At 68.5% G+C, this 23,387-nt stretch carries 19 protein-coding genes; 5 read left to right on the top strand and 14 right to left on the bottom strand.

Annotated features, from left to right (window positions below; genetic code table 11):
- Positions 1-1,591 precede the first annotated feature (1,591 nt).
- The gene (locus ACRWNM_RS05500) at positions 1,592-3,082 is read left to right on the top strand and encodes an AAA family ATPase (protein WP_431964529.1); all 1,491 of its coding nucleotides are present in this window, start codon (positions 1,592-1,594) and stop codon (positions 3,080-3,082) included.
- 127 nt (positions 3,083-3,209) lie between these two features.
- On the opposite strand, the gene ACRWNM_RS05495 is transcribed toward ACRWNM_RS05500, so the two are convergent.
- Positions 3,210-3,521, bottom strand: coding sequence for a DUF4254 domain-containing protein (locus tag ACRWNM_RS05495; RefSeq protein WP_245668422.1), 312 nt, complete (start codon positions 3,519-3,521; stop codon positions 3,210-3,212).
- Between the two features lie 363 nt (positions 3,522-3,884).
- On the opposite strand from ACRWNM_RS05495, the gene ACRWNM_RS05490 reads away from it, so the two are divergent.
- Both ACRWNM_RS05490 and ACRWNM_RS05485 read left to right on the top strand, forming a co-directional pair.
- Positions 3,885-4,694, top strand: coding sequence for a GntR family transcriptional regulator (locus ACRWNM_RS05490; protein WP_431964120.1), 810 nt, complete (start codon positions 3,885-3,887; stop codon positions 4,692-4,694).
- Positions 4,691-5,320 carry a GNAT family N-acetyltransferase gene (locus tag ACRWNM_RS05485; RefSeq protein WP_431964118.1) on the top strand — a complete coding sequence of 210 codons (630 nt, stop codon included), beginning with the start codon at positions 4,691-4,693 and terminating at the stop codon, positions 5,318-5,320. Before ACRWNM_RS05490 ends, ACRWNM_RS05485 begins: the two co-directional genes overlap by 4 nt.
- Before the next feature lie 81 nt (positions 5,321-5,401).
- On the opposite strand, the gene eccCa is transcribed toward ACRWNM_RS05485, so the two are convergent.
- Genes eccCa through eccD form a run of 3 tightly spaced genes read right to left on the bottom strand, consistent with a single transcriptional unit; the run spans position 5,402 to position 12,428 of the window.
- Positions 5,402-9,520, bottom strand: a complete 4,119-nt coding sequence (gene eccCa / locus ACRWNM_RS05480) for a type VII secretion protein EccCa (RefSeq protein ID WP_431964116.1) — start codon at positions 9,518-9,520, stop codon at positions 5,402-5,404.
- Between the two features lie 3 nt (positions 9,521-9,523).
- Positions 9,524-10,948 carry a type VII secretion-associated serine protease mycosin gene (gene mycP / locus ACRWNM_RS05475; RefSeq protein WP_431964114.1) on the bottom strand — a complete coding sequence of 475 codons (1,425 nt, stop codon included), beginning with the start codon at positions 10,946-10,948 and terminating at the stop codon, positions 9,524-9,526.
- Position 10,949: 1 nt separating this feature from the next.
- Positions 10,950-12,428 (bottom strand): type VII secretion integral membrane protein EccD, encoded by a 1,479-nt coding sequence (gene eccD / locus ACRWNM_RS05470; RefSeq protein ID WP_431964112.1) that lies wholly within the window; start codon positions 12,426-12,428, stop codon positions 10,950-10,952.
- A 135-nt stretch (positions 12,429-12,563) separates the two neighbouring features.
- Here eccD and eccA point away from each other — a divergent pair, with 135 nt between their 5' ends.
- Positions 12,564-14,381 carry a type VII secretion AAA-ATPase EccA gene (gene eccA, locus ACRWNM_RS05465; protein ID WP_431964110.1) on the top strand — a complete coding sequence of 606 codons (1,818 nt, stop codon included), beginning with the start codon at positions 12,564-12,566 and terminating at the stop codon, positions 14,379-14,381.
- A gap of 60 nt (positions 14,382-14,441) precedes the next feature.
- On the opposite strand, the gene eccB is transcribed toward eccA, so the two are convergent.
- The gene (gene eccB, locus ACRWNM_RS05460) at positions 14,442-15,887 is read right to left on the bottom strand and encodes a type VII secretion protein EccB (RefSeq protein ID WP_431964108.1); all 1,446 of its coding nucleotides are present in this window, start codon (positions 15,885-15,887) and stop codon (positions 14,442-14,444) included.
- Between the two features lie 153 nt (positions 15,888-16,040).
- Between eccB and eccE the strand changes: the two genes are divergently transcribed.
- Positions 16,041-17,816: a type VII secretion protein EccE gene (gene eccE, locus ACRWNM_RS05455; RefSeq protein WP_431964106.1), complete on the top strand. Its 1,776-nt coding sequence runs from the start codon at positions 16,041-16,043 to the stop codon at positions 17,814-17,816.
- Positions 17,817-17,880: 64 nt separating this feature from the next.
- On the opposite strand, the gene ACRWNM_RS05450 is transcribed toward eccE, so the two are convergent.
- The 9 genes from ACRWNM_RS05450 to ACRWNM_RS05410 all read right to left on the bottom strand — a co-directional run bounded on the left by ACRWNM_RS05450 (position 17,881) and on the right by ACRWNM_RS05410 (position 23,268).
- A complete protein-coding gene (locus ACRWNM_RS05450) occupies positions 17,881-18,162 on the bottom strand; it encodes a hypothetical protein (RefSeq protein ID WP_068056994.1) in 282 nt (93 codons plus the stop codon).
- 24 nt (positions 18,163-18,186) lie between these two features.
- Positions 18,187-18,486 (bottom strand): WXG100 family type VII secretion target, encoded by a 300-nt coding sequence (locus ACRWNM_RS05445; RefSeq protein ID WP_068056992.1) that lies wholly within the window; start codon positions 18,484-18,486, stop codon positions 18,187-18,189.
- 89 nt (positions 18,487-18,575) lie between these two features.
- A complete protein-coding gene (locus ACRWNM_RS05440) occupies positions 18,576-19,355 on the bottom strand; it encodes an ESX secretion-associated protein EspG (protein WP_431964103.1) in 780 nt (259 codons plus the stop codon).
- Between the two features lie 5 nt (positions 19,356-19,360).
- On the bottom strand, positions 19,361-20,338 hold the full coding sequence (locus ACRWNM_RS05435) for a PPE domain-containing protein (RefSeq protein ID WP_431964101.1): 978 nt from the start codon (positions 20,336-20,338) through the stop codon (positions 19,361-19,363).
- A gap of 17 nt (positions 20,339-20,355) precedes the next feature.
- Positions 20,356-20,652, bottom strand: coding sequence for a PE domain-containing protein (locus ACRWNM_RS05430; RefSeq protein ID WP_067785091.1), 297 nt, complete (start codon positions 20,650-20,652; stop codon positions 20,356-20,358).
- A gap of 12 nt (positions 20,653-20,664) precedes the next feature.
- The gene (locus tag ACRWNM_RS05425) at positions 20,665-22,020 is read right to left on the bottom strand and encodes a hypothetical protein (protein ID WP_431964098.1); all 1,356 of its coding nucleotides are present in this window, start codon (positions 22,018-22,020) and stop codon (positions 20,665-20,667) included.
- Positions 22,020-22,361 (bottom strand): type VII secretion target, encoded by a 342-nt coding sequence (locus tag ACRWNM_RS05420; protein ID WP_357456008.1) that lies wholly within the window; start codon positions 22,359-22,361, stop codon positions 22,020-22,022. The genes ACRWNM_RS05425 and ACRWNM_RS05420 overlap by 1 nt, the downstream gene beginning before the upstream one ends.
- A 125-nt stretch (positions 22,362-22,486) precedes the next feature.
- Entirely contained in the window at positions 22,487-22,798 is a 312-nt protein-coding gene (locus tag ACRWNM_RS05415) for a YbaB/EbfC family nucleoid-associated protein (protein ID WP_431964096.1), read from the bottom strand.
- Between the two features lie 155 nt (positions 22,799-22,953).
- Positions 22,954-23,268 carry a hypothetical protein gene (locus ACRWNM_RS05410; RefSeq protein ID WP_431964094.1) on the bottom strand — a complete coding sequence of 105 codons (315 nt, stop codon included), beginning with the start codon at positions 23,266-23,268 and terminating at the stop codon, positions 22,954-22,956.
- Between the last annotated feature and the right edge of the window lie 119 nt (positions 23,269-23,387).

The raw sequence follows: 23,387 nt of genomic DNA, 5'->3' as shown, positions 1-23,387 counted from the left end.
GGAGGCGGGCAGGCCCGATGATTCGCCGCGGCAAGCCGCGCGCGGCCAAGCCGATCGCAACGATTCCTGGCAGCAGCAGACCGAGGGGCCGGTTCGGCAGCAGCCGATAGGCGCGCCGGATCACCCGGTCCCGCCCCGGTTCGACGCCCACGGCCAGCCCCCGCAGACGAGCGGCGGTCCCGGCCAGACCCCACAGCAGCAGTTCGGCGGACCAGGACAGCCGATCGGCGGTCCCGGTCAGGCACGGCCCGAGCAGATCGGCGGACCGAGCCGACCGGAGCAGCAGACCGGCGGCGCCGGGTATACGCCGCAGCAGCCGATCGGCGACGGCGGGCCGCAGTGGAGTGGCGCGCCGGAGCAGTTCGGCGGGCCGGGTCGAGCGCCGCAACAGCACGGCGGCCAAGGACAACCGCCCTACCAGCAGACCGGCGTGCCCGGATACCAGCAGCCGATGGGTGGGCCGGGACACCAGCCGCAGCAGCCGATCGGCGGCCCAGATCAGCCGCCGGTCGACGGTTCGAGCCAGGTCGCGCAGCGACCGGGCGAGGCATGGGCCGGGCAACCGCACCCCGAGGACCCGAGGTCGTCGGCACCGCGAGGACAGGGTGGGCAGTCGAGCCTGCCCACCCGGCAGCCGAGCCAGCCCTCCGAGGGCTTCCAACCGCTCGGTCAGCGCACCCCCACACCGACCGCCCCCGAGCCGCCTCCGTCGGACGAGGCGACCACGCGCTACGAGCGCAGGCTTCCCGACCTGCCGCCACCGCCGAGCCACGTCCGGCCGTCTCCGGCCGCCGAGGACAGCTCCACCCGAACGACCGGCGATCCGCAGGCCGGGCACAGCGTCACCGGCGGGGCGGCCGAGAACCACGTGGCCGACTCGCCTGCCGAGCGCCGCATTCCGGCCGGGGACCCCGTCGTCCCTCCGGCAGCGGTGAATCACACTCCCGCTCAGGCGGACACGGGTCAGGGCTCCGCATCGACGGTGCAGGACCACAACCCCGCCGCAGCCGACGCGGACCGCGCGGCGTCCGAATTCGACGCGGCCCCACCGTGGCTCGCAGGTCCGAGCGCGGCCGCGTCGCCGGGCCCGGTCGGATCTCCCGCGGAGCAACGCCGCGTGCCACGCACGCCCGAGGGGGCTACGCCGTCGAGCGACGCGCCACCCTCCTGGCTCGACGGCCCCGAACAACACCAGCCGAGCGCCCGCCCTGAGCTTCCCCCGCCACCCGCGAATTTCGCCGAACAGTCCGAGGCGCAAGCGACTTCGCCCGCCGCGCAGCAGACACCGGCGTCGGCGAGCGACATCGGTCGATCGGGCGAGCCCTCACCCGTCGCGCACGCGAGCGGCACGTCCGCTGCCGTCGATCCGGTGAACGGCGCCGAGCGTCCGAACTCCGAGGCCCGGCCGGTCGGCGACGAGGCGGCTCCGAGCTCCTCCACGGACGAGCGGAGCGAAGGCGGAATCCCTTCGCGCCCCGACGACTCCGTGTACGGACCGGCGGCGGTCGGACAAGGCCAGGGCGACGAGTCCACGCGCAACACCACGGGCCCAGCCGAAGACGCTGAGTTCGCGGGAGGCGGCAGGCATCGACTGTCCGCGGAACCCCAACCGAGCGAGCGTCCGTGGGGCGCACCGGGTCCGGCCCAGGGCGGACACCGGGCTCCGGTCAGCGATCAGCCCGCTCCCGGCGAGGTGCGCCGGGATCCCGGCGTCTTCGCACAGCAGGGCGGCCAGGCCCCCGGCGGCGAAATGCCGTGGACGCAGGCCGGATACGGTACCCAGCCGCCGGCCCCGCCGAACGGCCCGCAGCCCGGCTACGGCTATGCCGACCAGCGTCAGGGTGGTTACGCTCCGGCCCCCGGCCCCGACGCGAACGCCTATCACATCCCCGGCGATCGCCGGCCCGGCGAGCCGGGATATCCGACGCAGTCCGGGCCGGGAACGGTTGAGCCCGCGAACAACCCGCCCGGCTTCGTCGCGCCACCGGCCGCCGATCAGCAGCCACCCGCACCGCCTTCGTGGAACCAGGGCGCGCAACCTCCCGCGCCCCCGCAGGGCCCCACGGGCGAGAGCTGGGGTCGGCCGCAGCACGGACCGGCCGGTGAGAGCTGGGGCCAGCAGCCGCAGGGCGGTCCGCGTCAGCCCCAGCAGGGCCAGCCCTCGCTGGACGACGTTCCCTTGCGCCGCGCGAAGAAGTCGCCGGGCAGTGGTTGGCGCAAGGCCGTGCACCACATGTCCGGCGGCGCGATCAATCCCGGCATGTCGGCCGAGGAGCTACGGCTCCAGGAACTGGTGGCCAGGATCAGGCAGCCGGTCCGCGGCGACTACCGCATCGCGGTGCTCTCGCTGAAGGGCGGCGTCGGGAAGACGACCACCACCATGGGTCTGGGATCGATCTTCGCCTCCGTCCGCGGCGACCGGGTGATCGCGGTCGACGCCAACCCGGACTTCGGCACGCTCTCCCAGCGCGTGCCGCTGCAGACCCGGTCGACGGTGCGCGACCTGCTGCTCGATCCGTCGATCGAGCGCTACTCGGACGTGCGCAGGCACACCTCGCAGGCCACCAGCCGACTGGAAGTGCTTGCCAGCGAACGGGATCCGGCGGCGTCGGAAGCGTTCAACGACGAAGAGTACCGGGCGGTCGCTCGAATCCTGCAGCGCTACTACAACATCATCCTCACCGACTGCGGCACCGGTCTGATGCACTCGGCGATGGCCGGTGTCCTGGACCTGGCGCATTCGCTGGTGCTGATTTCCTCGGCGGCGATCGACGGCGCCCGCAGCGCCGCGGCGACGCTGGACTGGCTGTCCCTGCACGGCCACGATCACTTGGTGCGCAACGCCGTCGTGGTGATCAACCTGCCACGCGAGGGTTCACCGAATGTCGGCGTGCAGCAGCTGCGCGAGTACTTCCTGTCCCGCTGCCGCGCGGTGCACATCATCCCGTATGACGCGCACCTCTCGGAGGGCGCCGAGATCGATCTGCACCGGCTCAGCAAGCAGGCCAAGCGCGCCTACGTGGAACTCGCCGCGACGGTCGCCGACGAGTTCAGCGTCGACCACCGCCGCTTCCACAGCTGAGCGCTGCGGTCGACCGAACGGTTGGACCGAGCAGTTCGACCACGCAGCTCGACAAACACTGTGTGCCAAAGAGGTTCGCCGGTCGGGTACCGAGGAGGGGTGACGACACCCGACCGAACGAACCACCTCACCACTCGGGCAGCCGCCTCCGACCCGCGAGCACGTCGCGGACCAGGTCGTCGTAGGCGTCCGCCAATTCGGCGAGGTGGTGCCAGGCGCAGTGCAATAGCTCGTCGTGCGCGTCGAGCGTCATCAGTGCGTGGTGCGCACGCACCGAGGACTCCGCGAGCCGATCGATCACCGCGCCGACAGTCTCGGTGTGCAAAGTAGCGCCGAGCCGATGCTGGGGCACGCTGCGCGTCACCCAGTCGTCGATGGCCATGACCAATTCGCTTCGGCGCCGTTCGTTTTCGAGAATATGAGTGGGATCGGTGTTCACCGATCCACCACGACCGACAAGTCGCCGCTCGTGTAATACCGCCAGATCACGGGCGAACCAGAGCAGGGGGCCACCTACGACCCGATGCCCGCGACACGCCCGAACAAGTAGATCCGAAGTGGGCAGTAGCCCGGAAGACACGGACTGCACTGCCGAATCGACACACCGGGGTGTGCCGGGAACTGCCATCACAATCGTTGATGAATCCGAACCTGCCACGTTGCCTCGCCGTTCATCGCCGCACAACACCGGATCAGGACGTTCATTACAATAAACCTCTGAAGGCACCTGTCAAGCGTTACCCGGCCGTAGGGAGTCACGAAGAGTACACTTCGTTACCTGCACGACCAACCGAGGAGCAAGATGGCGGACGGTCCGACGTATCACCGGATCGCAGACCTCCTCCGCGAGGAGATCCGCGCAGGCAAATGGAAACCGGGCGATCGACTTCCGAGTCACACCGAGCTGGCCGAGCAGATGCAGGTTTCGATCACCACGGCCCGCAATGCCATTCAAGTACTTGTCGCCGAAAATCTCGTCTATACAGCTACTTCCCGCGGCACGATCGTCCGAAACCAGGAAGTGCTCGAGTCGGTGATGACCGATCACATCCGTCGCGACCGGCCCAAGTCGCCGCACGACATCTTCGAGGAGATCGCCCGCGCCGCGGATCGGGTGCCCACCAAGGAGTTCAGCGCGCGGATGGAACCCGCGACGGCGCAGGTGGCGCAGTGGCTCGGCGTGGCGGAGGACACCTGGGTGCTCGCCCGCACCGTCGTGCAGTACCTGGACAACGAACCGTGGTCGTGGGAGGTCAGTTTCTATCCCCGCGACCTGGCCGAGGCGACCGGCATCGATTCACCGCACGACATCCCCGAGGGCACCACCCGCCGGATGGCCGACCGCGGCTATCCCGAAACCGCTCACCGCGACACGCTGGTCGCGCGACCCGCCAGCGCCGAGGAGGCGATCGTGCTCGGCGTCGCGACCGGAACGATCCTGCTCGACCATCTGCGGATCGGGGCGGACCACAGCCGGATAACCCGGGCGACGCGACAGCGCTCCATCGCCACACGCAACCGCTTGGCGTACGAGCTCGGCGACGCCGAGGGCACCGCGGTGATCCGGCAGATTTTGAGCGAGTCGTACAGGCCAGGTATCTCGTTGCTATGACTACCGTTCTCCGCGAGGCCACCCTCGGCGATCTCGGCTTGATCTGCCGCCTGCGCGTCCAGCGCACCGCTTGGCTCACCGCCCGTGGCTCCGATCAGTGGACGGTCGCCGGCCGCGGCCTGCCCATCGAGATCTTCGCCCGCGCGGTCGGCCGATCGCTCGACGCGGGCGAGACCTGGATCGCCGAGGTGGACGGCGAACCGGCGGGCACCATCACCGTCAACGAGCGCGCCGACCCCGGACTGTGGTCGCAATGGGAGCTCGCCGACGCGGTGGTCGTGCACTTCATGATCGTCGACCTGCGTTTCGCCGGACAGCGTCTCGGCCATCGCCTGCTCGCGCAGGCCGGGCAGCTGGCCAGGAAACGGGACCGCGACTGGGTCCGCCTCGACGCCTGGACGACCAACGCCGACCTGCACGACTACTACCGCAGAGCGGGCTTCCACATGGCGCGCATCGCGGGACCGATCGCACGCGGCCCCTCCCGCGCCCTGTTCGAACGACGCACCGACAGCTGGGATTTCGAGCAGACGCTCGCCATCCCCGCCGCGGGTCTGCCGTCGGCGGCGCCCAGGCTGGACCCTCCGACGGACGCCATCCTCGCTCCCCCGGCGCTGCCGAACTGAGCAGGCAGCGCCGGAGCGACGCGCGAAGCGGCAGAGCCGGACGTACTCCGCCCTCAGCCCGCGCACGGCCGAAGGTACGCCCTACAGCTGCGGCAGGTACGCCACCTGGATCATCTCGTTGCCGCCGCGAGTAACCAGCGTGCCACGACCGGGCGGCAGCTTGGCGGCGCGGATGTCGCCGATGATCTTGCCCTCGTCCTTGGGCGCGCTCATCAGCAGCGCGTCCACACCCATTTCCTTGAGCGTGCCGAGCACCTTGTCGTACATGGCCCGGCCGGCGCCGCCGGCGCGGCGGCTGATCACCACGTGCAAACCGATGTCGCGTGCCTGCGGCAGGAACTCGATCAGCGGCTCCAGCGGGTTGCGCCCACCGGAGACCACCATCTCGTAATCGTCGACGACGACATAGATCTCGGGCCCGGTCCACCAGCTGCGTTCGCGCAACTGCTGTGGCGTGATGTCATTGCCCGGGATCCGCTTCTGGAGGTAGTTCGCGACTTCCTTGATCATCCCGAAAGACGTCTGCGCGGAGGTCGAGTATCCGGCCAGCTGCGCCCCTTCCAGCACTCCGAGCATGGTGCGCCGGTAGTCGATCAGGATGACGCGGGCTTCCTCGGAGGTGGAGTTCTCAGTGACGCCTGCGACGATATTGCGCAGCAGCGTGGTCTTACCGCACTCCACATCGCAGAAGCTGTAGAAGTGCGGCTGCACCGCGAAATCCATGGCGATCGGCTGCAGGTCGGTCTCGCCGATGCCGATGACGGCAAGCGTCTTGCTCTGCTGGATGCCCCGCCGCGCTGCCTCCGCGACCACGGCCTCGCGCGAGAGCTCCATCGGCAGCATCCGGACCTCGGGCGCGTTCCGGCCGGTGTAGAGCTCGTTGAGCTGCTGCTTGGCGATGCCGATTCCCTCGGACAGGGTGCGCGGATCGGAGTCGGAGTCCAAGCGCGGCAACGCGACCAGCAGATGCAGCTTCTGCGCGGTGAGACCACGGCCCGGACGCCCGGTGGGCACGAGCACCGCGGTACGCCGGTCCATCTCGGAGTCGGACGGGTCACCGAGGCGGAGCTCGATGCGGGTACCGATGAGGTCCTTGATCTGCGGGCGGATCTCCGGCCACCGGGTGGTGGAGACGATCAGGTGGACACCATAGGAAAGACCCTGTGCGGCGATGGCATTGAGCTGCGGTTCCAGCGTGTCGTAATCGGCGCGGATGGTGGGCCAGCCGTCGATGACGAGAAAGACGTCACCGTGCAGATCCTGAGCGAGCGGGTCGGCTTGCCGCTCCGTCGGCGACTTCTCCGCCAGCAGCGCTTTCCGCCTGCGGAATTCGACGATGGAGTCGATGCCCAGCTCGCGGAACAGCTCCTCACGGTGGCGCAGGATGCCGGTGACCTCCGCGATGGTGCGGCGGATTCGATCGACTTCCATGCGACCCGCGACGGCACCGACATGCGGTATCCCCGCCAAACCGGAGAGTGTGCCACCACCGAAGTCGAGACAGTAGAACTGCACCTGCTCGGGTGTATGAGTGGCGGCCGCGGCCATGATGATGGTGCGCAGGGTGGTCGACTTACCCGACTGCGGACCACCGACGACCGCGACATTGCCCTGCGCTGCGGACAGATCCACGATCAGCACGTCGCGGCGCTGCTCGTAGGGCTTGTCGATGACACCCAGCGGCAACCACAGCTGACCGTGCCGGTTGACCGGCGAGCGCCAGTCCGGGTCGGGCAGCAACATGTCGACCGACGGCGACTCGTCCAGTGGCGGCAGCCATACCTCGTGCGCCGGGCGGCCGTGGCCGCGCAGGCGATCGACGACGGTGGTCAGCAGCGTCGCGGGAACGGCCTCGGCAACCGGCACCGGGGTCCGCTCCTCGCCCTCTTCCTCACCCACGAGTTGCCCTGGCGGCGGCGGCAATTCGGGTAGTCCCATCCGTCCGGGCGGCGGCGGCAGCTCGGGCCTGCCACTCGGCACGGCCCCCCGCGCGGGCTCGACGATCTCCGGCAGCGCCACCGGCGCCGCGGTGAACACCGCAGGCGACTGCCCGCCGACGGTCTTGCCGTCCACCTGCCGGGTACTGCGCGGCGAAACATACGGCCCGGATACGTAACTGGCGTTGAAGCGCAGCGGATCGTCGGCGTCGCTCTTGAGGTAGCCGGAGCCCGGCACGCTGGGCAGGTGGTAGGCGTCGGTGATGCCGAGCACCGCCCGGGACTCGTTGGCGGAGAAGGTACGCAGGCCGATCCGGTAGGACAGATGCGAGTCCAGACCGCGCAGCTTGTTCTCCTCCAGACGCTGCGAAGCCAGCAGCAGATGCACACGCAGCGAGCGGCCCAGGCGGCCGATCATCACGAACAGGTCCGCGAAATCCGGTTTCTGCGAGAGCAGTTCGGAGAACTCGTCGACCACCACGAACAGCGCGGGCAGCGGATCCAGGTTGGCGCCCGCGGCGCGAGCCTTCTCGTATTCGGTGACATTGGCGAAGTTGCCTGCCGCGCGCAGCAGCTCCTGGCGCCGGGTCATCTCACCGGAGAGGGCGTCCTTCATGCGGTCGACGAGGGCGAGTTCCTCCTCGAGGTTGGTGATGACCGCGGAGACGTGCGGCAGCGAGTCCAGGCCGAGGAAGGTCGCGCCACCCTTGAAGTCGACCAGGACCAGGTTCAGCAGATCGGGCGAGTGCGTGGTCACCATGGACAGCACCAGCGTGCGCAGGAACTCCGACTTACCCGAACCCGTTGCGCCGATGCACAATCCGTGCGGACCCATGCCGTTCTCGGCGGACTCCTTGATGTCGATCTCGACCGGCGTACCGTCGGGGGTGACGCCGATCGGCACCCGCAGCCGTTCCCGGTCGCTGCGCGGGCGCCACACCACCCCGGGATCGATCTGGGCGGCGTCGGTGATCTTCAGCAGCGCCATCAGGCCGGGATCGGCCCGGGTCTCGTCACCCAGGCTCACCATCTGGGCGGCGGTCGCGACGCGGAAGCGCGCCAGATCCCGGGCCAGCGCGGTCGCCTCGGCGCGGGTCACCTGGTCGGCGGTGGCGAATTTCTCCACGCCCGCTGCGGATTTCGCGGCCACCATGCCGTCGTCGGTGACGACCAGTTGCAGACCGCGGCGCACCGCAAGACCGCTCTGCGGTGCGGTCAGGTCGAGCACGGTCACCGAGTCCAGGCCCGCGTCGCTGACGACGCGTTCGGAACCGCTGACGTAGCCGTCGTCGATGATCACCAGCAGATGGATCCGGCCCGCTGTCGGCTGCGCGTTACGCATGAACCGACCGCGCTCGACCAGCTCGGCCGACATGGAGGTCTCCAGTTCGGCCAGCGAGCGGTACATCATCCGGGCCGAGCCCACACCGTCGCGGTCCACCGGATGTTGCAGGTGCGGTAGCCATTTCGCCCAGGACCAAGCCGGGCCGTCGGGGTCGGCGCAGATGATGGCGACCGCGGTGTGGTCGGGGCCGTGGAAGGTGGTGAACTCCATCAGCATCGAGCGCACCAGCGTGAGCGCGGCCGCACGGTCGCCTTCGACGTTGATGGCGGGGAACGCGCGCAGCGAGATGGCGGTGGGCAGGCCGTGCACCACCGAGTGGGTGCGCACGAACCGGCGCAAGGCGACGGTGGACACCGGCTCCAGGTCTTCCAGCGGACCGGTCTCGGGCCGGGCCAGCTTGGTGGCCAGGCGGTGGCTGCCCACGCCGACCCGCACGTGCCCGAAATCGGGGTCGTTGGGCCTGCGTTCCCACATCCGGCGGCTGCCGATCACCGATTGCAGGTCGCTGGGTTCGGGATGACTCCACCGCAGCGCCGCCAGCTGCTGATTGCCGGTCTTGCGCACATCCTTGCGGACCTGATCGAGGTAGCGGAAGTAGTCCTTGCGTTCCTCGTTGAGCTCGGCGGCCTTCTTCGGCCCGCCGCCGCCGCGCATGCCCGCCATCATGCCGAACATCGACATCAGCATCATCATCGGGAACATCATCATGAACGGGTTGGCCAGCAGGTTGCGGCCCATCATGACCATCATCGCGATCATGCCGACCACGGCGACCACCATGACCACCGGCATCAGCTTCATCAGCAGATTGCCGACGACGGGACGATCGAGTTCCGGCGGCGCGGACAACGCGACCTCACCGCCCGGCGGACGTGGCGGCGCGATCCGCGGGCGGCGCACGAAACCTTCGGTTGCCATGTCCTACAACCCCTCTCGGGTGTGTTGCTCCGCACCCGGATCCACACTCACCTGCTTACCCCGCCGGAACGGGATCGAAGCGGCGTAGCCGAGCCCGAGCAGGGCGAGCAGCGTGATCGAGCCGATCGTGGCGACCTGGCGCGGGGCCGGGTCGACGTACGGCGGCGGGGACGGCCCGGCGATCTTGCGCGGTATATCGGAGCCGACGGTGACCGGCTTCTGCGGCAGTTGCGCGGTGAGCGCGGCCAGTGGATCGATCAGGCCGTGCCCGACCTTGTCGTTGCGTCCGTTGTCCGGTGCCTGCGCGGTCAGCTTGATTCGATCGATCACCTCGGCGGCGGTCAGTTCCGGGAAGCGCGACCGGACCAGCGCGGCCAGTCCGGAGACGTAGGCGCTGGAGAAGCTGGTGCCGTCGATGGTGGAGTAGCCCTCGTCGGTCTGGGTGGCGTTGACCAGGCCCGCGCCACCCGGCTTGCTGTCCAGGGAGACGATCTCGCGCCCCGGCGCGGCGACGCCGACCCACGGGCCGTGCAGCGAGAACGGTGAGACCATGCCCGCGGGATCCACCGAGGCGACCGACAGCACATAGGGCGTGAACCAGGCCGGAGTGACCGCGGTGCTCACCGCCGACCAGCCCGAGCGGTCGTTCTGCTTCTCACAGGCAGTGCCCTGCATGATGTTTCCGGCCGCGGCGACAACGACCACATTGCGGTCGTAGGCGTATTTCACGGCGGCGCCCAAGGCGCCGTCGGCAGCGCCCGCGCTCGCAGCCATGCACGCCACCTCGGAGATGTTGATCACCGTGGCGCCCATGTCGACCGCGCGGACGATACCGGCGGCCAGGGTGTTGACCGTGCCGTAGCCTTCGCGCGTGATCACGCCCGGCTCCTCCCGGCGATTGCGGTCCTTGGCCTCGTAGGCCGAGCTGAGCTGGCGGATGGCCAGGATCTCGGCTTCCGGTGCGACACCGGAGAATCCGTCCTCCAGGCTGGGCTGAGCGGCGATGATCCCGGCCACGAAGGTGCCGTGGCCGTCGCAGTCGACGGTGCCGTCGGTGGTGGAGACGAAGTCGCCGCCCGCCTGGAGCGCGGGCAGGCGCCAGTGCCGGTTCACGCCGGTATCGATGACGGCGACCTTCTGACCCGCGCCGCGACTGAACTGCCACGCCTCGGCCAAACCGAGGATCCGCTGCGCCAGTGGCGGATCGCGGGGCACCCCGCCCTGGAGCGTGGGTTCGGCGCAGACCTTGGCCTGTTCGGTCTCGTCCGGCGGTCTAGCGCCTGCGGCCAGGCCGAGCACGGCCCCGAGTGCGCCGTCGTCGATCTTCGGCGGCGCGATCGCCAGTGCGGGCGTGGGTGTTCCGGTGGCGAGCGCGAGCACCGCCGCCATCGTCACCGCCCGCAGCAGCCGCCGTAGGAGCGGTGCCATGTCAGATGTTCCGGGCGGCCGAGTAGATGTCCATGATCCACAGCACCAGCGGAATGATGGTGCAGATCAAGAGGTATTCGAAGATCTCACCGGTGCGGCGCATGGGTGGCGACATCTCGGTGTGCGGCCCGATCACACCGAAGACCACCGCGGCCGTGGCCACGACGAGCAGCATGCCGGCGATCGGCAGCAGCCAGTTCTCCTCACCGAGCCCGGCACCGATGCCCAGCGCGATCAACGCGATCGCGCCACCGGCGATCAGCGTGCAAGCCTGCACCAGGTCGGCGAACGCGCGCCCGCGCAGGCACAGGATGATCGAGACCACAACGCCCAGGGTGATGCCCTGCCAGCGGGCCGCGCCGAGCGGATCCGCGGCCAGCACCACGCCGATCACGGCGGCGACGGTGCAGCCGATGATCATGCCGGACTGGTATTCGTTGGCCGCGCGGGCTCGATGCTCGAGACCGGCGGCCGAGGGTAGCGCAGTGGCGCCGATGGCGCCGATGTCCTTGACGGTGGGACGGGGTTCGTGGTCGGCGGGGTCGATGGCGGCGCCGGCGGTCGGCACCGGCGGCACCGGAAGCCGTGCGGCCGCCACGGCCAGGCGCGGCACCAGGGTGATCACGATGAGCGCACCGACCAGCACGCCGGCGGCGATCTTGGACAGCGCGGGATCCCAGACCATCCGCACCATCGCGGCCACGCCGCCGAACAGCGCGAGAGTGATGACCGTGGTGAACATGGTCGCCCCGACCCGGGCCAGGCTGTAGAGGACCGCGGCCGCGGTCAGCGTTGCGACACAGGCGAACATCGCGTGCGGACTGCCGAAGGCGTTGGGCACGAACAGTGCGGTGCCCGCGAAGATCAGCAGCAGCGCGTACAGCGACAGCATGATCACCGGCAAGGACGCTTCGGCCTGATACCGGCGGGCGACGAGCACGGCCGCGCCACCGGCGATCAGTCCGGCGCCGAGGCCGATGAAACCCACTGCGGCACCGGCACCGTCGAGTTTGGCCACCGCGAGCAGGTAGATCCCGGCCAGCACCGCGAGCAGGCCCATGGACAGACCGAGCCAGCGCGCCGACAGCGGCGACCAGTGCCGGAACGAGGTCGCGGTCAGCTTGGAGACGGCGTCGATCACGTCGTCGAACAGCGCCGGTGGCTCCTTGGCGGACACCGAGCGCAATACCAGCAACTCACCATCGAAAACCTCGGCCTCGGTGAGCGATTGGTTTGCCGGGATGGGGTCGCGGCCGATCCGGGCCAGTGTCCAATGCTGCGTTTGCAGCGGTGCCCCGTCCTCGTGCTCGGTGAGATCGGGATTGCGCGATTCGATCAGCTCCACCACGTCGGCGATAAACGCCGCGATCGGAACTGTGGCAGGCAAACCCAAGTCCAACTGGGTATTGCCGCCGATCACCGAGACTCGGCACAACTCCGGAGCAACGGCAGCCACAGCGCTGCTAGACGGATCGGTCACAGCTCGGACGACTCCCTACCTAGAACACACTTCAACGCCATGCAACGTACTCAACTTAACGGAGAAGTCCCTCCCTCGCAGCAGCTATGCTTGGCGAGGAACAGCACGTCCGTTCGTTTTTAGGGGCAAACCCACATGACCGGCAACCGCCAGGCACAACGCGCATTCGACGCTGGTGTCTTGTCCTTGGGCATTGTGATCGACGGACAGGAATCTGCCCGCGATCTGGAATACGCTCAGCTAGCCTTCCAGCGCGCCACCGAATGGGATCCCGGTATGTGCGACGCTTGGCTCGGGCGCGCGGCCGCGGGCGAGCACACCCGTGAGGTGATCTTCAACCTCTTCAAGACCAGCACCTCGACGCTCTTCCGGGAGCAGCGCAGGCTCGGCCTGCAACCGCGAGCGCTGGCGGGCCGCTTCACCATCGGGCAGTACATCGATTACCCGCTGGCCAGCTATGCCGAGATCTGGCTCGCGCAGGCCACGCAGCTGATCACCGAGGGCGACTACGACGAAGCCGAGAAGGTCCTCGACGAACTGGCCAAACACCGGTCCGCACAGGTCTCCTCGTCGGATCGCGAGATCGACGACCGGATCTGCGCCTACGTCCGTGGCGTGTTGCACTTCACCACGCAGCGCTGGCCCGATGTGATGACCGTGCTGGCCGGTTCGGCGGACTGGGAGGATCCCTACCTGGCCGCGGGCGCCCACGTCATGGTCGGCACCGCCTGTGCCCAGCTGGGTTTGTTCGGCGAGGCGATCCGCCGCATGGAAGCCGCGGAGCAGGGCCCGATTCCGGCCGCGGCGACCACTGCCCGCTTCTGCCGCGGACTCGCCCTGCGCGAGACAGGCGAGGAGGAGAAGGCGCAGGCGCTGTTCGAGAAGGTGTTCTCCGAGGCACCGGGTTTCGAGGCCAACACCATGGCCATGCGCGACCGCAAGTACCGGATCACGGTGACCACCAAGGAGGTCATCGACGCGCGCACCAACAAGTGGGATCCGGCCTCGGCGCCGACGCTGGAACAGATGGGCCAGGAGGAGCGCGACGACAAGGCCAAGCTGATCCTGGAGAAGGCGCGCGCCGAACTCGACGAGCAGATCGGTCTCGCCGGCGTGAAAATGCAGGTTGCGAAGTTGCAGGCAACCGCTCAGCTAGCGCGGATCCGTGCCGAAAAAGGAATGGCGAGCGGATCCCGTGGCCAACATCTGGCATTCACCGGACCGCCGGGTACCGGTAAGACCACCGTTGCCCGCGTGGTGGCAAAAATTTACTGTGGCTTAGGAATTCTCAAGACCGACAAGTTGATCGAAGCCAAACGTTCCGATTTCGTCGGCCAGCATTTGGGCAGTACCGCGATCAAGACGAACAAGTTGATCGATAGCGCGATGGACGGTGTGCTGTTCATCGACGAGGCCTACACGCTGATTCAAACCGGCCTGTCCGGCGGTGACGCGTTCGGTCGCGAAGCCGTCGATACGCTGCTCGCGCGAATGGAGAACGACCGCGATCGCCTGGTGGTGATCATCGCCGGATACGACGGCGAGATCGACCGATTCCTGGCCTCCAACGACGGTCTGGCGTCCCGCTTCGCCAAGCGGGTGAAGTTCGATTCCTACTCGCCGGAGGAGCTCGGCGATATCGGCCGTTTCATTGCGCGGAAACGGGATTCGGAACTGGCCGACGACGCACAGGCGCTGCTGATCGCCGCCTGCGGTGAGCTCTACCGCAAGGAGGCCACGGATCAGAGCGGTGAGATCCGGCGCGGCATCGACATGGCCGGTAACGGCCGGTTCATCCGCAATGTGATCGAGGCGGCCGAGGAGGAGCGGGAGTTCCGGCTGGCCAATGACATCAACCTGGATCTGAGCGCCGTCGACGAATCGGTGCTGATGCGGATCGAGTCGGACGATATGCAGAACGCGCTGGACAACGTGCTGGCCACGCTGCGCTGATATCCGGACACAGCAGTACGGCCGCGAGTTCTCGCCAGCCGTACTGCTGTGCGGGGCACGTCAGTTGGTGGTCGGCAGGATGTCGTAGCTGACGAGCGCTTCCTCGCGCGAGAGCGTCGGCCCAGGCACCAGCTGGCCGATGATCGGCCACGGTGCGGGCCGCGGCTTGTCGGCCAGGCCGAGCAGGGTGGCCGTCTCCTGATCCGGTATGCCGTAGCGAATCCCGTTGTCGGAGATGTAGAACAGGCTGCCCAGGCGGACGCTGTCCGGCGACATGCCGGTCATCTGGAGGTACTCCCCCGAGTTCGGAGGGATGTAAGCATGGTCGATGCGGTCGCCGGTGCCGTCGCCGGTGGCCAGATCCACCACCTTGGCCGACTTCGGCAGCGGCAGTTCACGTCCGGCGAGCAGCGTGATCGTGGCGGCCGGATCGGAGTCCTTCTTGGCCCACTGGATGCAGCTGACCTTGTTCTGCTCGGGAGTGAGGATGGTCGGGACCGGCCCGGGGAACTTGTCCACCGGCAGCGGGCTCACCACGGGCACGCCAACCAACCGGTCCGGCGGCACCGAGATGATCTCGTTCATCTCCTGGGAGTTCGCGTTGCGGATCACCTCGGCGGAGAACGGCGTCAGCCGCTGCACGCCGTCGGCGAGCACCACGTACAGCTCTTCGGAGTCGACCCGCTGCACGCGGATCACGCCGCCGATCGGCACGCCCTGCAAGCGACCGGGGCCGGGTTCGCCGAGCCGATCGATCTTCGGCGGGACGATCGCGGGGACCTGGGTGGCGGAGTTGAGCATGCCCGCGCTGACCGGACGCGGGTTGTACTCCCGCATGCCCAGCGAGCGCGAGATCACCGAATCGTTCGGATCCACTTCGGCGCGTTTGCCGTCGAACATCAGGAAGGTCTTGCCGCCGCGGGTCACCAGCAGCGCCTCGTTGTCGCGCAGCGGGCGGGCGGTGTTCGGCTCGCTCGAGTCGAGCGCGCCTGCGACGACCGTGGACGTGGCGCCTGCGGAGCGGGCGGCGCTGCCTGCCGCGGACAGCTCCACCGCATCGCACAGGCTCCAGACGGAGTCCGGCGAGGCCGCGCCGGGCAGGGTGGCCGGAACGCCGGGAATGCCCACCATCGGGCCGCGCGGCATCGTCAGCTTGGATTCCTTGACGGAGGTGGGTTTTTCGTTGCTGGCAACGATCAGGCGGGCGGAAGCCAGGTTCAGCGCCGGATGCAGCGTGCCGTCGACGATCACGTAGAGCGCGCCGGTCTCCTTGCCCATCACGATGGTCGCGTCGCCGATCGCGCCCACGGGGCGCAGGAACGCCAGGATCGCCGCACCGGCGACCACCAGGATGCCGAGCACCGCGCCGACGACCAGCGAGCGGAACTGCGAGCGCATCGGATCGTGCAGCATCCGGACATCGCGCCGAATCAGCGCGTGCTCGTACCTTTTCAGCAGAAACCGGTAACCGTTGACTTGCGCCTTTGTAGTCAACTGTGCGGGCACGAAACGCCTCCGAACTGACGCGGGGTACAACGGACCGAGCATTTCACCCGGCACGGCTTACAGTACCTACCTACCCACCCCGCCGACTACGCAAGCTCCGCCGCCTGCCGTCCCCGGTAGCGAAGCCGAGCGAATTCGGTCCATTATGTCCGCATGGGTTCCACCACAGCCGACGGCGAAAATCGCGACACCGCGCCGCAGAGTTCACCCGTCCCGTCGGCTGAGCCTGCCCCCGCTCCCCTGCGCTCCTCGTACTTCTGGCTGTTCCGAATTCTGCCGCTACGCTGGGTGATTCCGGTGGCGCTCGTCGCGGTCGCGGCCTCACTGGTCGCGGTGATCTTCGATGCCTCCGTGTGGGTCGCGGCCGGAGTATGTGCCGGTGTCCTCGTGCTCGGGCTGACACCACTGCCGCGCCGCAAGTCGCCGGCAGGCTGGCTGGACGAAGAAATCACCTTCCGTTGGCGCGCGTTCCGCAATCGTTCGGCAACCGTTGATCAGGCGCCGTTCGACGTACCGCTACCCGAAGGCGGCGCCTATGGAATGCGCTGGGACGGCTCGCGATTGCTCATCATGCTGCGCGTGGAGGCGCATCCGCGCACGGTGACGCTGCTGAGCCCGCAGTCGCTGATCTCCGACGACATGATGCCGCTGCCCGAGATCGCGCACTGCCTCGACCAGTTCGACATCGAGCTGGCCTCCATCGACGTGATCAGCACCGGCGCCCGCACCGCCGGGCCCGGCCGGGTCTCGCATCTCTACGAGCAGATCCTGGGTCGGCTGCCCGCGGTGGCGCACCGCACGGTGTGGGTGGTGCTGCGGCTGGACCCGCTGGGCAATGCCCCCGCGGTGGCGCGGCGCGGCGGCGGCGCCACCGGCACGCTGCGCACGGCCATCGTGGCGACCCAGCGGGTGGCAAATCGGCTTGCCGCCCACGGCATCTCCACGGTAGTGCTGTCGGCCGCCGAGATCACCGCCGCGGTCAACCAGCTCACCCGGCACACGCCGCTGGAGGAGTTCACCGAGACACCGCACAGCGTGGAACGCGACGGCGTGCACTACACCACCTACCGGATGGCGCCGGAAGCTTTGGGACCGCAGGGCTTCGCCGCAGTGTGGTCCACTCCGACGCTGGCGACCACCGTCACCATGCGTCTTCAGCGCGCCGCGGCACAGTCACCGCGCGACCAGGCCGCCACACCCGGTGCCGCGGGCATCGAAGTGACCGCGGTGGTGCGCTTCGATACCCCGGACAAGCCCGCCGTAGTCAAGGCCGAGGGCCTGGTTCCGCTGCCGGGCAAGCAGTTCCGCGCCCTGCTGTACACGCTGCCGATCGCACAGCGTGGCCGTCAGTTCACCCCGGAAACCTATCTGGGCAAGCCGGATTCGCTGCTCACACTGCCGATGCCGATCGCAGGCTGCGGGCAGCTGATCGGCGCCGACACCTCCGGACAGGGCGTGGCCCTGCCCCTGGTCGGGCACCAGGTGCGGCGCGTGGAGGTGATCGGGTCGCTGCTGGTCGCCCAGCAGATGATCCTGCGCGCCATCGCGCTCGGCGCCTCGGTCGTGGTGCACACCAACCGTCACGACGCGTGGCGGCAGATGGCCGCCGACGTGGGTGTGCCCCAGTCGCTGACCATCGCGGCCTGGTCCGCGGCCGGGCAGCAGGCCAGCGCGCACCGCTCCGCCACTGTGATCGTCTACGACGGCATTCCGCCGACGGGACACCACTCCGACGCCACCACCGTGCTGCTCCGCAATGCCCCGGCGACCATGGAGGACCACTTCGACCCCGACGTCACCCTCGCCGAGGACCCGGAGACCGCCAACCTCGTCACCGTGCGCACGGCAGGTGTGACCACCCGCGTGCACATGGTGGCGACACCGGACGAGATGCAGTACTTGCACACGGCTTTGGCCGCCGCCCGCTAACCGAGTACCGGAAAGCCCCGGCCACCCGCAAGGGTGACCGGGGCTTTCTCGTTGCCAACCCGGATCAGAAGGAGTTGTAGACCTTCTTGTCAGCGGCGAACGCGTTGTTGAACGCGCCGTCGATGGCGTTGCGCAGGGCCTGCATCTTGGTGTGGGTGTCGTTGAGCTCCTCGAGCAGGGAGTTGGCCTTCACGGTGAAGGACTCCAGCGCCTCGCTCTCTTCCCAACCCTTGGTGACCAGCTTGTCCTTGGCGGCGACGAAGGCGTCCTTGTAGCCGTCGAGATCCTTGTAGTACTGGTCCATTTCGCTGATCAGCTGGTCGTGGACCTGTTTGGTGTACTTCATGGCCGTCTCCTTTCGAGTGGTGTGTCAGATCAGGTTGGTCAGGGCGTCCACGTTTTCCGGATCGACGTTGCCGAGGGTCGTGTTGCCCTCGGAGATGGTCTGATTCATCTCGTCGATCTTGGTGTTGATACGGGTGGTCTCCTCCTGCCAAGCGGTGGAAGCCTTCTGTCCCGCAACGGCGGCGTCACCCTCCCAGCCCGAGCGGGCCGCGTCGAAGGTTTCCTGCACGGCCGAGATGGTCTTCTTGATGCCCTCGACGGCCTGCATGTATTCGTCGACGACCGCAGCAGCTTCGGCCTCTGTATAACTGGTCTGTCCGGACATTGTTCACCTCATCATGTCGGTGGGTACTTGGTTTTCCGCTGCGCAGGGGCCGCGGTGGTTCGGTCGGTTCGTGAGTTCCGATGCGTTAACTAGGGCATCCACCTTCCTCCGGGCAAGGTTTCGATCAGCGCCGAGATCGCCTGGGCGATCCGGTGATCGGTTCCCGGGGTGAAGGTCGACCAGACCCGCAGGTCCGGCGCAGCGCCGGGGCTGGCGGCGATACGACCCCGCGAGGTGTCGTAAACCGCTACCGCTCCGGACGTTCTGGTCGTGATGCCGTCGTCGTAGGCGTAGGCGACGATCTCGGCGTGCGCGTGGCAGCTGGACATGGCCAGCCCGAACTCGATGGCATCGCGTTCGGCCACACCGCGGGCGTAGAAGATATCGGAGTAGTCGCTGGATCTCGTTGCCTCGTCCAGTCTTTCGCGCAGATCTTCGACCGGGGCGCTGATGCTCGGGATATCGGCGGCCGGGGCGCGGCCCAGCGCTTCGAGCACCGGCCGCGCCAGCGCTTGTCCGCCGCCGTCGCACCAGATGGTGCCCACGTCGAAGGTGTCGCCGGTGCGGGTGGCCAGCGCGTGCTGAGCTCCCTTGCGCGCCACGCAGACCTGTCGAATCCCCGACTCCGTGTAGATCCGGGCCGCGAGCTCACGCTCCGGGTTGGCCAGGATGAACAGCGCGTCGGTCAGGTCGGCGGCGACATCGTCGTAGGCGTTGACCAACCCGGCGGCGCGCAGGTCGGCGATCGCCTGGTCGCGCGCGGCCTGCCAGGCATCGACCGAATCCTGCTGCGGTCCGACCCCCAGCACCAGCGGCAGGGTCTGCACGCCGAGCAGGTCGGACACCGCCAGGAGTCCATCGTTGGTCATCGTCGTCATGGCGCCCCCGGTGCGGTCGCCTTCGGTGCGGGTTCGGCGGCGCCGCCGATTACCGCTGGGGCAGCGGCGAATCCGGCGTCGACCTCGAACGGCTTGTCCGGCTGCGCGGAGGCGGCGCCGGCCCGCAGGGTACGGTCGTCGTCCTGCACGGCGGCTGCGGGCGCCATCGCGGCCGGGGCGCCCATGCGGCTCGCCGACGACGAATCTCCGGCCACCGGAGTCGTTTCCACGGGCAGCGGGGTCGGTTCGGCGGTCCCGGCGGCGGCCACGGCCTGCGTGGTGAACGCCGTCTTCGCCCGCGGCGGCGGTGTGGCCCGGGCGAACGCCGCAGCGAACGAGGTCGGCAAGGCGGTCGTGGGCACGGCTGTGGGACGCACCTCGGACGCGGCCCGCTCGGCCTCCAGCGCAGCACTATTGGCGATGACCGGTGGCGTGGTCTGCGTCCACGGCGTCTCCAGCGGCTTGGTCGCCTCTTCGTAGACACGCATGACCCGGGCCGCGTTGACCTTGGCCAGATCCTGTTCGGCGTCGATATCGGCGGCCGCGCCCACCAGGGGCGCACCCAACCCGGCGCCGATCGCCTCCACCGACTTCTTTGCCTCTTCCAGGGCGGCGATCTCGGCGACGTGCGGCATGGCCAGCCTGGCCACCTCGTAGGCCAGCGCTTGCGAGCCGGTCTTGGTGGCGTTCTGGGCCGCGGAACCGGCCGCCTCCAGCAGCCACTCCCGCAGTGTGGTGATCCGGTCCAGGATCTCCGGGCTCGTCTCCGAACGCCACGATTCGCCGATGGCCTTGACGATCTGGTCGTATTCGGGCACGGCGGCGCCGAAACTCACGCCAAGGCGAGTCCACGCCTGGGCCGCTTCGGCCATCGGCGCCGCGCCGCGACCGGTAGTCAGATCCTGGGCGAGTTTCTCCGTGGGCCTGGCTTCCCAGACCACGCCGGTGAAACCAGGGATCGGCGGTTCGACCATATGTCCCCCGCCTCGCGCTAGGCCGACGCCCCGAGACCAGCGGCGTTCTCGGTATCCATCACCACTAGCGACTGCGACTGCGAGCGCAGCGCGGCGGCCAGTTTGCGTAGTTCGAGAACGCCTGCGGTCGCGGCTTCGTCGTAGGAGGCGGCCACCCCGCGCAGGGTCTGCGCGGCACGCTGTGAAACTTCGTCCAGCCCAGCGGCTTCCACGGCCAGGGCGGGCGTGTTGGCCTTCAGATCGGCTTCCAGCCGGTCCGCGAGGGCGTCGAGTGCGGTGGCAGACTTGATTGCCCCGGCGCGATCGAATTCCATGCCGTCCTCCTATCAGAGAGTGAGTGCCTGGTCCGGCGGTTCGTTGAGTCCATCGGCGTTGGCCGCGCCGACGACGGGCAGCGAGGCGCCTTCGATATCGCCCACCACCTCGTTGCCGTGCGAGGCGGACACCAGTTCGCCGCGCAAGCCGTTCGCGGCGTCCTCCGCGCCACGGCCCATGCCCGCGGCGGCCGCCGGCGACATCGGCATCATGCCGCCCGGCGAGGTGGCCGCCGTGGTGTTGCTGCGGGCCGCCGAACTGGCGCCGGCCTGCATCGCCGAGGCCGGGTTGCCGACGCCGTTCGCGCCTGCCGCGCCCAGATTGCCGACCGTGCGACCGTCGACCCACGGGCTGAGCTGGCGCGCCGCGGCGGCCACGGCACCGCCGCCACCACCGAAACCGCCGCCGCCCGCACCGGGCTTGGCGGCACTCTTGCCCAGCTCCGCCTGCTCGGCCTTGTCCTTTTCCAGTGCCGGGTTGGTGGAGGCCACCGGGTTCAATGTCTTGTGCAGCGAGACAGCCGATTCCATGCCGGACTTCACCGCGGTGGTCAGCGTGGGGATCATCTGCATCAGCATGCTCAGCATCTGCATCTGGTCCATGCCCTTGGGGGCATCGGTGACCGGCACCTTCTGGCCCGTGGCCGTCATCTCCGCGCTGTGCACGGTCATTTCGCCGCGCGTCTTCGCCACCGTCGCCGTGGCCTCGGCCATCGTCTCGACGGTCGAGGCGACCAGGAAGGCCTGGCCACCCGGGGTCGAGAGGAACGGCGCGGAGGCGGCGACCTGTGCCATGTACTTGGCGATGATGGCCGCCATCGTCGCGCCGCCGATGGCGACCGAGGTCGCGGCTGAGGCGACGCCTGCCGACTCCTGCGCGGCCTGGGTGGCGATCTTGCCGCCGTCCTTCTGCGCCTCTTTGCCTTTTTCCTCGGCGGCGGCCGCGGCCTGACTCTGCCACAGTTGCATCGCCATGGTGAGCGCCGTGCTGCCCAGCTGCACCACCGTCGAGACGACGCTGGAGACCTGACTCAGTACCTCGGTCGGATCGACGACGGGCGCGGCGGCCGGATTCGCCGCGGGCTGCGCGGCCGGATCACCATTGGCCACCGGCGCGGCGGCCGGTGCGGGAGCCGGGAATTGGCCGGTGCCGAAGGTGGCGGCCAGATCGGTCAGCGGCTTTGCCAGCAGGGACAGGTCGATCACCGGCAGCGGCGGCAGGCCCGGAATCGGTGGCAGCAGCGGAATTTCGGGCAGCTGCGGCAGGCCCATGTCCTTCAGGACATCGTTCACCGGCCGGTCCAACATCGGACCCACCGCGCTCTGGCGCAGCATGTCCAATACCGACTGATCGACCAGCTCCGACATCAGGCGCGACCGACCGCGTCGATATCGGAGCCCGAGAGCCCGTCCGTCACTTGGTATTCGGTGGCGGCCTGCTGGCAGGTCAGCGCCGTCATGCCGTGCACGTAGGCCAGTTCAGCGACCGAGGTGAGGTGATTGGCCTGCGCCACCGCGAAGGAGGCGAGGAAATCCTGGCCGATCAAACCGAACACCGGGATGGCCGCGGCCATGGTGGCCGCCTGGTTCACCGAACCGGCGCTCGCCACGCTGGCGGCACACGCCGCAGCCGTGTCCGCGTAGGCCCGAATCGCGTCAGGTTCGGCGGCCACATGCGGCCAGGGATTGATGTCAAAACCGTTAGGCATCGGAAACACCCTCTGCGCGAAAATGATTGGAAGGTCCAGACCGAATATACCGGATCACAGGATGAGTCGCGCAGTAAATATTCGGGTGGAAAACCTTAAGGGAGAGTAAATATTTGGTGCGGCCACTAGGTCTGAGCTGCGGATTCTTCATTGAACTCGGTGATGAGCTCACCCATCCGCCCCATGGCTTCGGCCGCCGCGCGATGCGCCGTGGAAACCACCGCCTGCTCGAATTCACCGGGTGACATTCGCGACACCGCACTGGTGAATCGCATGTCCCGCAAGGCTCCGCTGCCGTCGACCTCGACGGTCACCGCACCGTCCTCCGACGACTCCTGCGCGCGCACCTTCGCCATCTCGTCGCCGAGATCGCGCAACCGGTTCAGCGCCCGCTGCGCCCGCGCCTCGATCTCGTCCATCACCGGGTTGGTACTCATGCCTGCGCCTCGCTGGCGCTCGGCTCCGGCATGCGTACCGCACACTGGCACATGATTCGCTCTCTGCGTTCGCTCATGCCTCCACCTCGCTGACGCTCGGCTCCAGCATGCGTACCGCACACTGGCACATGATTCGCTCTCTGCGTTCGCTCATGTCAGGCTTCCCTCAACCAGCTCTGCGGCTCTTCGTCGTACTCTTCTTCCTCGACCCACTCCTGCGCCGCGACATCCTCTGGCTTCGGCAGCCCGGTCAGCGCGAGCTGTTGATTGGTCAACCCCGCCGCCTGCAACTCCTCCCGCCGCGCCAGCCCGGCCCGGTTCGCCGCCTGCCTGCACAACCGCATGATCTGATTCGCCAGCTCGGCCGGATCCCGCCGCAGCTCATCCGCTTCCACCGAAATAGCCAGCGGCAGGCCCTGTTCGGTGGTCCGCACCGAAATCGTGCCGCTGATGTTCGCCGCTGTGGACATCGCATCAACCCCTCATCGCTTGTCGCTCAGTGTATGTTCCCGCCGCCGGGGTCCATACCGGTTCGTCCTCGATCGCACGGACCACCTCGGCGATCTCGGCGTTGATCAACGTGGTCAGG

The sequence above is a fragment of the Nocardia sp. bgisy134 genome (assembly GCF_965341865.1).
GTDB lineage: Bacteria > Actinomycetota > Actinomycetes > Mycobacteriales > Mycobacteriaceae > Nocardia.
Note: the sequence above shows the minus strand (reverse complement) of the source record. Positions and strands in the feature narration are given on the sequence as shown.